At 41.9% G+C, this 12282-nt stretch carries 11 protein-coding genes, 1 tRNA gene and 1 pseudogene; 12 read left to right on the plus strand and 1 reads right to left on the minus strand.

The genetic code is table 11. The features are described 5' to 3' along the window. Positions 1 to 159: 159 nt before the first annotated feature. From zapA to HCK02_RS07315, 7 genes and pseudogenes are all read left to right on the plus strand, one after another. Positions 160 to 425, plus strand: a pseudogene (gene zapA / locus HCK02_RS07285) (cell division protein ZapA); the annotation flags it as partial. A gap of 6 nt (positions 426 to 431) precedes the next feature. Then, positions 432 to 977, plus strand: a complete 546-nt coding sequence (locus HCK02_RS07290) for a CvpA family protein (RefSeq protein ID WP_167629478.1) — start codon at positions 432 to 434, stop codon at positions 975 to 977. Between the two features lie 52 nt (positions 978 to 1029). After that, on the plus strand, positions 1030 to 2772 hold the full coding sequence (gene polX / locus HCK02_RS07295; protein ID WP_167629479.1) for a DNA polymerase/3'-5' exonuclease PolX: 1743 nt from the start codon (positions 1030 to 1032) through the stop codon (positions 2770 to 2772). Next, positions 2756 to 5110: an endonuclease MutS2 gene (locus tag HCK02_RS07300; RefSeq protein ID WP_167629480.1), complete on the plus strand. Its 2355-nt coding sequence runs from the start codon at positions 2756 to 2758 to the stop codon at positions 5108 to 5110. Before polX ends, HCK02_RS07300 begins: the two co-directional genes overlap by 17 nt. Positions 5111 to 5199: 89 nt before the next feature. Further along, on the plus strand, positions 5200 to 5517 hold the full coding sequence (gene trxA, locus HCK02_RS07305) for a thioredoxin (protein WP_115752258.1): 318 nt from the start codon (positions 5200 to 5202) through the stop codon (positions 5515 to 5517). 113 nt (positions 5518 to 5630) lie between these two features. Then, positions 5631 to 7448 carry an excinuclease ABC subunit UvrC gene (uvrC, locus tag HCK02_RS07310; protein WP_167629481.1) on the plus strand — a complete coding sequence of 606 codons (1818 nt, stop codon included), beginning with the start codon at positions 5631 to 5633 and terminating at the stop codon, positions 7446 to 7448. 17 nt (positions 7449 to 7465) lie between these two features. Next, a complete protein-coding gene (locus HCK02_RS07315) occupies positions 7466 to 8683 on the plus strand; it encodes an aspartate kinase (protein WP_167629482.1) in 1218 nt (405 codons plus the stop codon). 34 nt (positions 8684 to 8717) lie between these two features. On the opposite strand, the gene HCK02_RS07320 is transcribed toward HCK02_RS07315, so the two are convergent. Further along, a complete protein-coding gene (locus HCK02_RS07320) occupies positions 8718 to 9182 on the minus strand; it encodes a YslB family protein (protein ID WP_167629483.1) in 465 nt (154 codons plus the stop codon). A gap of 153 nt (positions 9183 to 9335) precedes the next feature. On the opposite strand from HCK02_RS07320, the gene racE reads away from it, so the two are divergent. The 5 genes from racE to HCK02_RS07345 all read left to right on the plus strand — a co-directional run bounded on the left by racE (position 9336) and on the right by HCK02_RS07345 (position 12250). Beyond that, positions 9336 to 10157 (plus strand): glutamate racemase, encoded by an 822-nt coding sequence (gene racE / locus HCK02_RS07325; RefSeq protein WP_167629484.1) that lies wholly within the window; start codon positions 9336 to 9338, stop codon positions 10155 to 10157. After that, positions 10154 to 10903, plus strand: a complete 750-nt coding sequence (gene rph / locus HCK02_RS07330) for a ribonuclease PH (RefSeq protein WP_115752262.1) — start codon at positions 10154 to 10156, stop codon at positions 10901 to 10903. Before racE ends, rph begins: the two co-directional genes overlap by 4 nt. Before the next feature lie 2 nt (positions 10904 to 10905). Continuing rightward, positions 10906 to 11511, plus strand: a complete 606-nt coding sequence (locus tag HCK02_RS07335; RefSeq protein ID WP_167629485.1) for an XTP/dITP diphosphatase — start codon at positions 10906 to 10908, stop codon at positions 11509 to 11511. A 41-nt stretch (positions 11512 to 11552) separates the two neighbouring features. Continuing rightward, positions 11553 to 12074 (plus strand): metallophosphoesterase, encoded by a 522-nt coding sequence (locus HCK02_RS07340; RefSeq protein ID WP_167629486.1) that lies wholly within the window; start codon positions 11553 to 11555, stop codon positions 12072 to 12074. A 102-nt stretch (positions 12075 to 12176) separates the two neighbouring features. After that, positions 12177 to 12250 (plus strand) — tRNA-Arg (locus HCK02_RS07345). Positions 12251 to 12282: the final 32 nt, after the last annotated feature.

Below are 12282 nucleotides of genomic sequence, written 5' to 3' on the forward strand. Positions count from 1 at the left end.
CTGGGGAATTCCGTATTCGTATTGTATCATAAAAACAGCCCAATTTAGAAGTTTACTTCCGCCTTAAGGCTGATTATATAGCTATCCGCTTTTCATCTTGCTTTTTTCGTGATAAGATGATTTTATAGTGTTACTTAGAGACCTGAAGGAGGAGCTAGCGTGGCTAATAATGAAAAGAATCGAATCATCACAACAATATATGGACAAGAATACACGATCGTTGGCTCTGAACCGACTGATCATCTAAAAAAAGTAGCTCAAATTGTGGACAGCAAAATGCATGAAATAGGTGCGCAAAATCGTGCGCTAGACAGCGGGAGACTTGCCGTTCTTACAGCAGTGAATATGACACATGACTATTTATTACTGCTCGAAAAGTATCGTGAACTTGAAGCACGATTAGAAAATTCGTAAAAGGACGAGATCAATTTATGATTTTAACTATCATTTTAATTATTCTTCTGATCAGTGGTTTTTTTAATGGGTATCGAAATGGAGTACTTCGGCAACTTGTAACGACGGTTGGCTACTTTCTATCGTTTTTTGTAGCTTACCACTATTATAGTCTGCTTGCACCACAAATTCATTTTATCCCATATCCAAAACCTGACTCAGCAGAAGAAGGGGTTAATCAATTATTAGCGCTCCTCCACACGGAAGAAGCGTATTACAATGTATTAGCCTTCTTAATCATTTTTATCGCAGCATTAATTGTTGTACACATGTTAACGAAATTAATTGGGTTCCGTGGCCGAATTCCTGTCGTTAGTCAAATTAATGGCTTAATTGGCGGAGTTTTAGGGGTGGTGACGACTTACTTACTTTTATTCGTTATTCTTTATCTCGGCGCCGCATACCCATCAGAATGGCTAAATGGTGTGATTGAAAATTCAAGTGTAGCAGATTGGATTTTATCGAATACGCCCCTTTTATCCGAGCGTTTTTATGATTGGATGACACAAGTGATTTCAGAATAGAAAGATGAGACCAGTGGCATGAACTGGTCTTGTTTTTGTAAGAGGTGAAAAAATGGCAGCAAGTAAAAAAGAAGTGATTCGCTTATTAGAAAAAATCGCATTATACATGGAATTAAAAGGTGAAAATAGCTTTAAAACTTCGGCATTTAGAAAAGCCGCTCAAAGTTTAGAAATAGACGATCGTAGTTTAAGTGAAATAGATGATATTCGTTCGCTCCCAGGAATTGGAAAAGCGACGGGCGATATCATTGAGGAATATTTAAAAACGGGGAAATCACCCGAGCTTGAAGCGCTAAAAGCTGAGGTGCCAAGTGGGCTTATCCCGCTTCTTGAAGTAGAAGGCTTAGGCGGAAAAAAACTAGCGAGACTTTACCAGGAGCTTGGAGTAACAGACCAAGCGAGCTTGCTTGAAGCAGCTGAAAGTGGTCAAATCGAAGGCTTAAAAGGATTTGGGAAGAAGTCAGTAGAGAAAATGGTGGAAGGAGTCCAAGCACTAGGAACTCGTCCTGATCGCTATCCGTTTCCAAAAGTCTTTCCTGTTGCAGAAGAAATCGAAGCTTTTCTTGAAACAATTCCTGAAATTAAACGATTTCACCGAGCGGGAAGTATGCGGCGCATGCGAGAAACTTTAAAAGACCTTGATTATGTGCTAGAAACGACAGAACCGGATCAAGTAAAACAAGCTTTGCTTCGTCATCCTAAAATCACTGAGGTAATTGGTGCGGGCGACACGAAGGTTTCCGTCCAATTAAGCATAGGGATTACCATTTCTGTTGACTTTAGACTCGTCACGCCTGAAAGCTATGCGACAACGCTACACCATTTTACGGGTTCAAAAGAACATAATATCAAGATGCGGCAGCTAGCCAAAAAACGAGAGCAAAAAATAAGTGAGTATGGTGTCGAAGAAGAAAATGGGGACGTTCAACATTTTCAAACAGAAACAGAATTTTTCCGCTTTTTTGATCTTCCATTTATCCCGCCTGAGGTACGAGTGGACGGGACGGAAATAGAAAGAATCACAGAAGAAACTCGCTTTCTTTCATTAGAAGATATTCGTGGAGATTTGCATATGCATACAACTTGGTCAGACGGGGCGTATTCGATTGAAGAAATGATCCAAGCGAATATTAAAAAGGGCTATGATTATATGGTGATTACCGATCATGGCAAGTTTCTTCGTGTCGCGAATGGCTTAAATGAAGAACGGCTTCAAAAGCAACAAGCAGAAATTAAACGTGTTGCAGAAAAATATCCAGAAATTGATGTTTATTCGGGTGTAGAAATGGATATTTTAACAGATGGCACCCTTGACTTTTCGGATGAAACTCTGGAACAATTGGATTTTGTGATTGCGTCGATTCATTCGGGCTTTAATCAATCGGAGCAAGAGATTATGGCACGCTTAAAAACGGCAGCGGAAAATCCGCATGTTCGCTTGATTGCCCATCCAACAGGTCGCGTGATCGGTAGAAGAGAACCTTATGCTGTAAATATTTCTGAACTCATTCAGCTTGCAAGCGAAACAGGGACAGCACTTGAATTAAATGCCAATCCAGAGCGATTAGATTTAAAAGCGGAACATTTAGAAATGGCGACAAAAGCAGGCGTGAAAATCGCCATCAATACAGATGCGCATGACACGCGTCATTTGGATTTTATGGCGCTTGGCGTCCGAGCAGGGATAAAAGGCTGGCTTACTAAAACGGATGTCTTAAATACCTTGTCGAAAGAAGCATTCAGACAGTTTATAGAAAAAAGAAATAGAGGAATGAGCGATGGAAAAAAAGCTTGAAAATATATTAGAATTCGATAAAATCAAACAGCAGCTCGGAGAATTTGCTGTTTCAACCCTTGGGGAAACGTCTATTCGTGCTCTCAGCCCTGAAAGCTCATTTGAAAAAGTTAAGGAAGCGCAGCAAGAAACGGAAGAAGGGGCAAAAGTGCTTCGTTTGCGTGGCAGTGCGCCGATTACAGGCTTGACCGATGTTTTGCCACATTTAAAGCGACTGGAAATTGGCGGCGATTTAAATGGACTTGAAATTTATCAAATTGGCAGTAATTTACGTGTGAGTCGACTGATGAAAAATTTCTTTCATGATCTCGAGGAGCAAGGTGTCGAGTTGCCTTTCTTATACACACTTGCAGCAGAACTTCTCGAGTTACGTGATCTCGAAGATGAAATTGTGATTTCGGTGGATGAATCTGGCTATGTGCTAGACACAGCAAGCGAAACTCTGCGCGGCATTCGTCAAACGCTTCACCGGACAGAAGGACGCGTACGTGAGAAATTGGAAGCTTTGCTTCGTGACCGGAATGCAGCAACGATGCTAAGTGATGCGATTATCACGATTCGAAATGATCGTTACGTGATCCCTGTGAAGCAAGAGTATCGCAGTCACTACGGCGGAGTAATTCACGATCAATCGGCTTCTGGACAAACGCTTTTCATTGAGCCGCAAAGCGTTGTTGATTTAAACAATGAACGTCGCGCGCTTCAAGCAAAAGCTAACCAAGAAATTGAACGCATCCTTGCTGAACTTTCAGCGCATTTAGCAGAGCACATCTCTAAAATCCATCACAATACGTACTTGCTTGGCCGATTTGATTTTATCTTGGCGAAAGCACGACTTGGAAAAGCAATGAAAGGCATTTCTCCAGGATTAAATAATCAAGGAATTGTCAAATTGTATGAAGCAAGACATCCTTTGCTTGACCCAGAAAAAGTAGTAGCGAATGATATTTTGCTTGGCGAGGGTTACTCGGTTATTGTAATTACTGGACCGAATACAGGTGGTAAAACGATCACGCTCAAAACGCTCGGCTTGCTGACGATTATGGCACAAGCTGGCTTGCAAATACCGGCTCGCGAGGAATCTGAAATAGCGGTTTTTGAAGCGGTTTTTGCCGATATCGGGGATGAACAGTCAATTGAACAAAGCTTGAGTACTTTTTCTTCACATATGACTAATATTGTTTCGATTTTAGGAAAAATGAATGCTAAATCACTGATCTTGTTCGATGAATTAGGAGCAGGAACTGATCCACAAGAAGGCGCAGCGCTTGCGATTTCTATTTTGGATGAAGCCGCTAAGCGCGGGGCAAGTGTTATGGCAACGACTCACTATCCTGAACTGAAAGCGTATGGCTATAACCGACCGTTTGCAACCAATGCTTCGGTTGAATTTAATGTGGAAACCCTCAGTCCGACTTATCGACTTTTAATTGGTGTACCCGGCCGCAGTAATGCTTTTGAGATTTCAAGGCGCCTTGGGCTTGATTCAGCCGTGATCGAATCGGCAAAAGCGTTAATTGACACGGAAAGCGCGAATTTAAACGAAATGATTACTGACCTTGAAGACAAGCGAAATTTAGCCGAACAGGAATTTGAAGAAGCAGCGGAAACAACAAAAGATGCGGAACGGCTTCTTCAAGATTTACAAAAAGAAGTTGCCGCTTACCATCAAAATAAAGAACGCTTACTAGAAGAAGCCAAAAAAGAAGCGGCGAAAGTCATCGAAAATGCGGAAGAAGAAGCTGATGGGATTATTCGGGAAATCCGGGAGTTGCAGCTTCGCGGGGCACAAGGCATCAAGGAACATGAATTGATTGACGCCAAAACCCGCCTTTCTGAGGCGAAGCCGAAGACCATCCAAAAACGTGTTGTTCATCAAACGAAACCGGTCACTCATAAACTTGAACCGGGCGATGCAGTGCGCGTGCTTTCTCTAGGGCAAAAGGGGACGCTGATTGATAAAGCTAGCCACTCAGAATGGAATGTCCAAATCGGGATTATTAAGACGAAAATCAAAGAATCGGATTTGGAATATATTCAACCCGAGAAGCCTAAAAAAGAGCGCGTGATTACGAATGTTCGGAATACAGATCCGGTTCGCTCTGAGCTTGATTTACGAGGAATGCGCTATGAAGATGCGCTTCAAGCGGTGGATAAGTATATCGATGAAGCGCTCCTTGCGGGGTATCCGCGTGTTGCGATCATCCACGGGAAAGGAACAGGAGCTTTGCGGACAGGTGTTTCGGAGTTCTTGAAAAACCACCGAATGGTCAAATCAACAAGGTTTGGCGACGCCGCAGAAGGTGGAAATGGGATTACGATCGTGGATTTAAAATAAGCCTGATGGAGGCTTGAGCAAAAAGATGGAATAAAAAGTGAGCTCCGTTGTATACTGAGGATACATTAAGAGTTAGGAGTTGAGCTAGCATGGCTGAAATTAAAGAAATTACAGATGCAACCTTCGAAGCAGAAACAAACGAAGGCGTCGTATTAACAGATTTCTGGGCAGCTTGGTGTGGTCCTTGCCGCATGGTAGCCCCAGTTTTAGAAGAAATTGCAAATGAACGTGGAGACGCGCTCAAAATCGTCAAAATGGATGTTGATGCGAATCAAGAAATTCCAAGTAAGTTCGGCATCATGAGTATTCCTACTTTACTCGTTAAAAAAGACGGAGAAGTTGTGGATACAGTCATTGGCTACCGTCCAAAAGAAGAATTGGATGAAGTGATTAACAAATATATGTAGTCCTACTAAAAGTATGGTAAAATAAGGACACCGCGAACTTTGCGGTGTCTTTTTTTGAGAAAAACGATCTAAGTGTTTTTTAACACTTGGTAGCTATATAGGGAGTTGATCTTATGGTGTCTACTCATTTACAAAATAAATTAGCCCTTTTGCCAGATCAGCCAGGTTGCTATCTAATGAAAGATGATCAAGGAGTGATCATTTATGTTGGCAAAGCAAAGGTGCTTAAAAATCGAGTTCGTTCTTACTTTGCGGGGGCACATGATGTGAAAACACAGCGCCTTGTTCAAGAAATTGCGGATTTTGAATATATCGTGACAAGCTCTGATGTGGAAGCTTTACTGCTTGAAATTAATTTGATCAAAAAGCATGATCCACGTTTTAATATTCGTTTAAAAGATGATAAAACTTATCCGTTTATTAAAATTACAAGTGAGCGCCATCCACGACTCATCATCACGCGACAAGTCAAGAAGGATAAAGGAAAATATTTTGGTCCTTATCCAAACGTCTATGCAGCGAATGAAGTCAAAAAGATTTTGGATAAGCTTTACCCGCTAAGAAAGTGTCATGTGCTGCCTAACAAAGTTTGTTTATATTACCATCTTGGTCAGTGCCTCGCACCGTGTGTATTTGATGTTTCAGAGGAAACCTATAAAAAAATGTCCGATGAAATTGTCAGCTTCTTAAATGGGGGCTATAAAGACGTGAAGCGCGAACTGAATGAGAAAATGGAAGAAGCGGCTTCTGAGATGGAATTTGAAAAAGCAGCTGAGTTTCGCGATCAAATTAATGCCATCGAGACTACGCTTGAAAAGCAAAAAATGACAATGAATGATTTTGTCGATCGAGATGTGTTTGGCTACGCGATTGATAAAGGCTGGATGTGTGTCCAAGTCTTTTTCATCAGGCAAGGAAAGTTGATCGAACGCGAGGTCTCGCAATTCCCATTTTATAATGATGCGGATGAGGATTTTCTTACGTTCATCGGTCAGTTTTATCAGAAAGCAAACCATATTCCGCCTAAAGAAATTTTCTTGCCGAATGATGTCGACGATGAAGCAGTGGCAGCTCTTTTACCGGATACAAAAATTTTGGTTCCTGCAAGAGGGAAAAAGAAGGATCTTGTCAAATTAGCTTATAAAAACGCAAAAATTGCACTCAATGAAAAATTTATGTTGCTTGAGCGAAATGAAGAACGAACGGTTGGTGCGGTTGAAAAGCTTGGTGAACAAATGGGGATTCCCACGCCTTCACGAATCGAAGCGTTTGATAACTCGAATATCCACGGGACGGATCCGGTTTCGGCGATGGTCACGTTTTTGGATGGGAAGCCGAATAAAAACGATTACCGCAAATATAAGATTAAAACGGTTGCCGGGCCCGATGATTACGCCACGATGCGCGAGGTTGTAAGAAGGCGCTACTGGCGCGTTTTAAAAGAAGGACTCCCGCTTCCTGACCTCATTTTAATTGATGGTGGTAAAGGGCAAATTGATAGTGCGAAGGATGTTTTAGAGAACGAGCTCGGGCTTGATTTGCCGGTTGCTGGGCTTGCGAAAGATGATAAGCATAAGACGAGTCAGCTTTTGTTCGGTGATCCGCTTGAAATCGTACCGCTTGCACGTAATAGCCAAGAATTTTATTTGCTGCAACGGATTCAAGATGAGGTGCACAGGTTTGCGATCACATTCCACAGGCAGCTGCGGAGTAAGTCAGGTTTCCAATCGATTTTAGACGGTATTCCTGGTGTTGGTCCGGGGCGGAAAAAGAAAATTTTGAATCATTTTGGTTCGATGAAGAAAATTAAAGCGGCTACGGTTGAAGAACTGCAAGAAAGTGGCATTCCAAAGGCGGTTGCAGAAGCTGTTTATCAAAAGGTGCAGGAAGTAAATGAAAAGCTTCAAGATAATAAAAAAACGGATGATTGAGTGGGGGAGAGAAGAGAATGGGCGTTGTTTTGCTGAAATTTGGAGGAACTTCAGTCGGAAATGCGGATAAGATTCAAAAAGTGGCTGATCAAGCGATTCGTGAACAAGAACTTGGAAATCAAGTAGTGGTCGTAGTTTCCGCGATGGGAAAATCCACGGATAAATTGCTTTCGCTAGCAGATGAAATTACTCAGACGCCCAAAAAGCGTGAACTAGATATGCTTCTTGCAACGGGCGAGCAAGTCACGATTTCGCTTCTTGCTATGGCATTAGCTGAAAAAGGGAAGGATGCTATTTCCTTTACAGGGTTTCAAGCGGGGATCGAAACGGAAAGCGTACACGGAAATGCGCGGATTTTAGACATTGACTCGGAACGTATTCGTGAGGCTTTATTAGCGGGTAAGATTGTGATTGTTGCTGGATTTCAAGGAATCACGCGAGATGGAGACATTACAACGCTTGGTCGAGGTGGTTCGGATACAACGGCAGTTGCGCTCGCGGCGGAACTTTCGGCTCTCAAATGTGCGATTTGTACAGATGTAGATGGCGTTTATACGAGTGACCCACGTTATATTAAAGGGGCAAGAAAGCTAGAGGAGCTTACTTATGATGAGATGCTTGAGTTGGCCCATCTTGGTGCTGGCGTTTTGCATCCGCGCTCGGTTGAGTATGCGAAAAATTTTAGAACGCCACTTGAAGTTAGAATGAGCCACGGAACAGAACAAGGAACGATGATTAAGGAGGAAATGAGTGTGGAAGATACGAAAGTAGTGCGCGGTGTTGCATTTGAAGATGGAATTACTCGAATTACCGTTCATTGGAGCAGAAAAGAAGATATGCGCGTTTCGAAAGTTTTCACGGAACTTGCGAAAAATGCTGTTGATGTAGATATCATCATTCAAGGAATTACAGGTCTTGGCCACGGTAATCTGTCTTTCACGCTAAAAACGTCGGCTTTACTTGATGCGCTGGCTGTTTTAGAAGATAAAAAAGCAGAGATTGGCTATGAAAAAATTGAATCAGAACAAGAATTAGCGAAGGTGTCAATTGTTGGTTCGGGAATGGTTTCAAATCCGGGAGTTGCTGCAACGATGTTTGAAGCACTAACGGAACACCAAATTCCGATTAAGATGATTAGTACTTCTGAAATCAAAGTTTCAACTGTTGTGCCGGAACGTGAAATGGTGAAGGCGGCTCAGGTGTTGCATGATACCTTTGAACTCGAAAAAGCGTGAAACATAGTAGTTTCACGCTTTTTCAGCTAGCTTATTAATAGTCCTTGTAATCTGTGGATTCTTTTAGATCCCATTTAACAACGAGTAAGGCTTCTTTTTTGCGCTTATTGATTTCGTCATAAGCTTCAGCATAATAGCCGTTTTGGGTTTGAATTTGTTCAGCGATAAACCCTGCTTCTAGTTTGAAAGAAGGCTCGCCTTGCAAATCAAAGCGTGTTTCAACAGCTGGTCCATATAGCAGGATTTGCAACTCTTCTTTTTTTTCCTTGACCACTTCGATTGAGCCAAAGGATGCTTCTTCGAAAAAGTCTTGGATTTCTTCAAAAGAAGTCAGTGGAAATTTGCGAGCTAAATCTTTTCCTGCCCAGTAAAAGATGTGGGGCGATTCTTCGCCGAGTAAATCTGGCAGTAAGTAATCACGGAAAAGTTCAACTCCAAAGCTTGGCACCAGTTTGTTTTCTGGTTGAATGGATGTTTCTTGATTTGTTTCTTCTGTCATTTAACGTACAACCCCGCTTTCTCTTTTCTCATTATAACGAAAAAGTACAGTAAAATAAAATAGAATCTAAGAAAATAACGAAAATACTTGCGAAAAGTTAGAAAAAATAAGAAAATGGAAACGATAGATTTAAAAAGAAATAGAGGCGAGATCGTGAAACGAGCGATAGGATTTATAGATTCAGGCGTTGGGGGACTTACCGTTGTAAAGGAAGTCTTAAAACAATTGCCGCATGAAGAGGTTTTTTATTTAGGAGATACTGCACGTTGTCCGTATGGGCCACGTGATACGGAAGAAGTACTTCGTTTTACTTGGGAAATGACACGTTTTCTAGTAGATCGCAATATTAAAATGCTTGTAATTGCTTGTAATACGGCAACTGCTGCTGCATTAAAAGAAATTCGTGCTACACTCGATATCCCTGTGATTGGCGTAATTCAACCTGGATCGCGTGCTGCACTTAAAGCAACACGAAATAATGAAATTGGGGTTCTTGGAACGATTGGAACAGTAAAAAGCATGGCTTATCCGAAAGCGCTTAAAGGTTTAAACCGGCATGTTCGTGTGGATTCTTTAGCCTGTCCGAAGTTTGTTTCTATTGTTGAATCAGGTGAATACAAGAGTCCAATTGCGAAAAAAGTAGTAGCTGAGTCGCTGTTACCACTTAAAAGTACAAAAATTGATACACTGATTTTAGGATGTACACATTATCCGCTTTTAAAACCGCTGATTGAAAACTTTATGGGAGATGAGGTTGCAGTGATTAACTCCGGTGAAGAAACAGCAAGTGAAGTGAGTGCACTACTCGATTATCATGATCTTCTTGAAAAAAGCGAAGAAGGGGCACATCATCGTTTCTTCACGACGGGTTCTGTACCGATTTTTGAAGGAATTGCGGGAGACTGGCTTGGCCTTGAGAAAATGGATGTCGAACATATCACACTCGGCGAGAAGGAGGAACAAGTAGCAAAATGAAACGCTTTGATGAACGTGAAAAAAATGAACTAAGAGCTGTTACGATAGAAAAGGATTATTTGATTCATCCAGAAGGCTCGGTTTTGATATCTGCTGGGTCGACGAAAGTAATTTGTAATGCAAGTGTGGAGGAAAAAGTGCCTCCTTTTATGCGGGGAGAAGGAAAGGGATGGATTTCTGCTGAATATGCGATGCTTCCACGCGCGACGGGAACTCGTAATATCCGTGAGTCTTCTAAAGGGAAGGTGAGCGGACGGACGATGGAAATTCAGCGCTTAATCGGAAGAGCACTTCGCGCGGTTGTGGACTTGGATGCGCTTGGGGAACGAACGATTTGGCTTGATTGTGATGTAATTCAAGCAGATGGCGGTACGCGGACAGCTTCAATTACGGGGGCGTTTGTTGCGATGAGTCTTGCGATTTATCGTTTACATTTGGAAAAGCCATTTGATTCATTTCCAATCAAAGATTACTTAGCAGCCATTAGTGTTGGAATTTTGGAAGATGAGACAGCGGTACTTGATCTAAATTATGTGGAAGATAGTGCAGCTAATGTGGATATGAATTTAATTATGACAGGCGCTGGCCAATTTGTTGAGCTACAAGGAACAGGGGAAGAAGCTACTTTTTCAGAAGAAGAGCTTGTGGAACTCCTTTCACTCGGAAAAGCCGGGATTAAGCAGCTAGTAGAACTACAAAAAACAGAGCTTGGGGAAGAAATTACGAATTTAATTGAGGGGGAATAAAGATGCGCGAATTAGTGATTGCAACAGCTAACAAAGGGAAGGTTAAAGAATTTGAAGAGATTCTAGGGAGCCATGATATCAAGATTTTAACGCTGTTAGATTTTCCGGAAATCGGGGAAATTGAAGAAACAGGCAAAACGTTCAAGGAAAATGCGGCACTAAAAGCGACAACTGTGGCCAAAATTTTAAATAAAACCGTTCTTGCAGATGATTCAGGACTCGTGGTAGACGCACTTGACGGAGCGCCAGGGGTCTATTCAGCGCGTTATGCAGGAGAAGCGCATAATGATGCCAAAAACAACGAAAAGCTACTGAACGAGCTAAAAAACGTGAAACCGGGGGACCGCACGGCGAGATTCCACTGTACGCTTGCGATTTCAACGCCAGTGGGAGAAGTAGATTATTATGAAGGCGAATGTCCTGGAGAAATTGCTTTGGAGCTTTCTGGGGCAAATGGATTCGGCTATGATCCGCTTTTCTATCTACCCGATTTTGGTGTGACAATGGCGAACCTGACGCCGGACCAAAAAAACAGTATCAGTCACCGAGGGAATGCAATTAAAGAACTTGGAAAAAATATTGAAAAGGTACTGGAAAAAATCTATTAAAAATGAGAGAATAGAGAAGCATGTTGGGAGGCAGAAAATCAATGAAACTTGTTGTTGTGAGCGACAGTCACTCTGAACGGGACTGTTTGATGCACTTAAAAGAAAAGTATGAAGGAAGCGTTGATGCGCTGATTCATTGTGGGGATTCGGAGCTATCGAAAGACGATCCTGCGATTCAAGGTTTTGAAACGGTACGTGGGAATTGTGACTTTGGACCAGATTTTCCAAACGAACGAGTGCTTGATATTGATGGTTACCGGATTTTTGTGACACATGGTCATTTATACAATATTAAGATGACATTGATGAATTTGCGTTACCGGGCACGTGAATTAAAGGCAGATTTTGTTTTCTTCGGACACTCTCATGAACTAGGGGCAGAAATGATGGATAATGCACTTGTTTTAAATACGGGCAGTATTTCACTTCCGCGCGGAGCTATTCGTGTGAAAACATATGCACTGATTGAAAGTGTTCCAGAAGGCGTTTTGGTGAAATTTATGGACGATCAAGATCAAGAACTGACGGAATTGACGCAGATTTTTCCGCTTTTCAAAGCTTAATTCGTTTTTTTGTAAAAATATGAGTTAGCTTGCATAAAAAGCATTGACAAAATGCGAAAATCACCATAAAATAGTATTTGGCTGTTCGAAAGTTCGCCATTTGTCCTGATAGCTCAGCTGGATAGAGCAACGGCCTTCTAAGCCGTCGGTCGGGGGTTCGAATCCCTCTCAGGACGTTAAAAGTAAATTGGAAAACATCTTATAAATG

Source organism: Listeria valentina, assembly GCF_011800755.1.
Lineage (GTDB): Bacteria > Bacillota > Bacilli > Lactobacillales > Listeriaceae > Listeria > Listeria valentina.

What these genes read in the sequence shown, in the direction of transcription:
- rph (WP_115752262.1), top strand. Translation starts at nt 10,154, where the DNA reads ATGAAACGCTTTGATGAACGTGAAAAAAATGAACTAAGAGCTGTTACG.
- HCK02_RS07335 (WP_167629485.1), top strand. Translation starts at nt 10,906, where the DNA reads ATGCGCGAATTAGTGATTGCAACAGCTAACAAAGGGAAGGTTAAAGAA.
- HCK02_RS07315 (WP_167629482.1), top strand. Translation starts at nt 7,466, where the DNA reads ATGGGCGTTGTTTTGCTGAAATTTGGAGGAACTTCAGTCGGAAATGCG.
- HCK02_RS07290 (WP_167629478.1), top strand. Translation starts at nt 432, where the DNA reads ATGATTTTAACTATCATTTTAATTATTCTTCTGATCAGTGGTTTTTTT.
- HCK02_RS07320 (WP_167629483.1), bottom strand. Translation starts at nt 9,182, where the DNA reads ATGACAGAAGAAACAAATCAAGAAACATCCATTCAACCAGAAAACAAA.
- trxA (WP_115752258.1), top strand. Translation starts at nt 5,200, where the DNA reads ATGGCTGAAATTAAAGAAATTACAGATGCAACCTTCGAAGCAGAAACA.
- polX (WP_167629479.1), top strand. Translation starts at nt 1,030, where the DNA reads ATGGCAGCAAGTAAAAAAGAAGTGATTCGCTTATTAGAAAAAATCGCA.
- HCK02_RS07340 (WP_167629486.1), top strand. Translation starts at nt 11,553, where the DNA reads ATGAAACTTGTTGTTGTGAGCGACAGTCACTCTGAACGGGACTGTTTG.
- uvrC (WP_167629481.1), top strand. Translation starts at nt 5,631, where the DNA reads ATGGTGTCTACTCATTTACAAAATAAATTAGCCCTTTTGCCAGATCAG.
- HCK02_RS07300 (WP_167629480.1), top strand. Translation starts at nt 2,756, where the DNA reads ATGGAAAAAAAGCTTGAAAATATATTAGAATTCGATAAAATCAAACAG.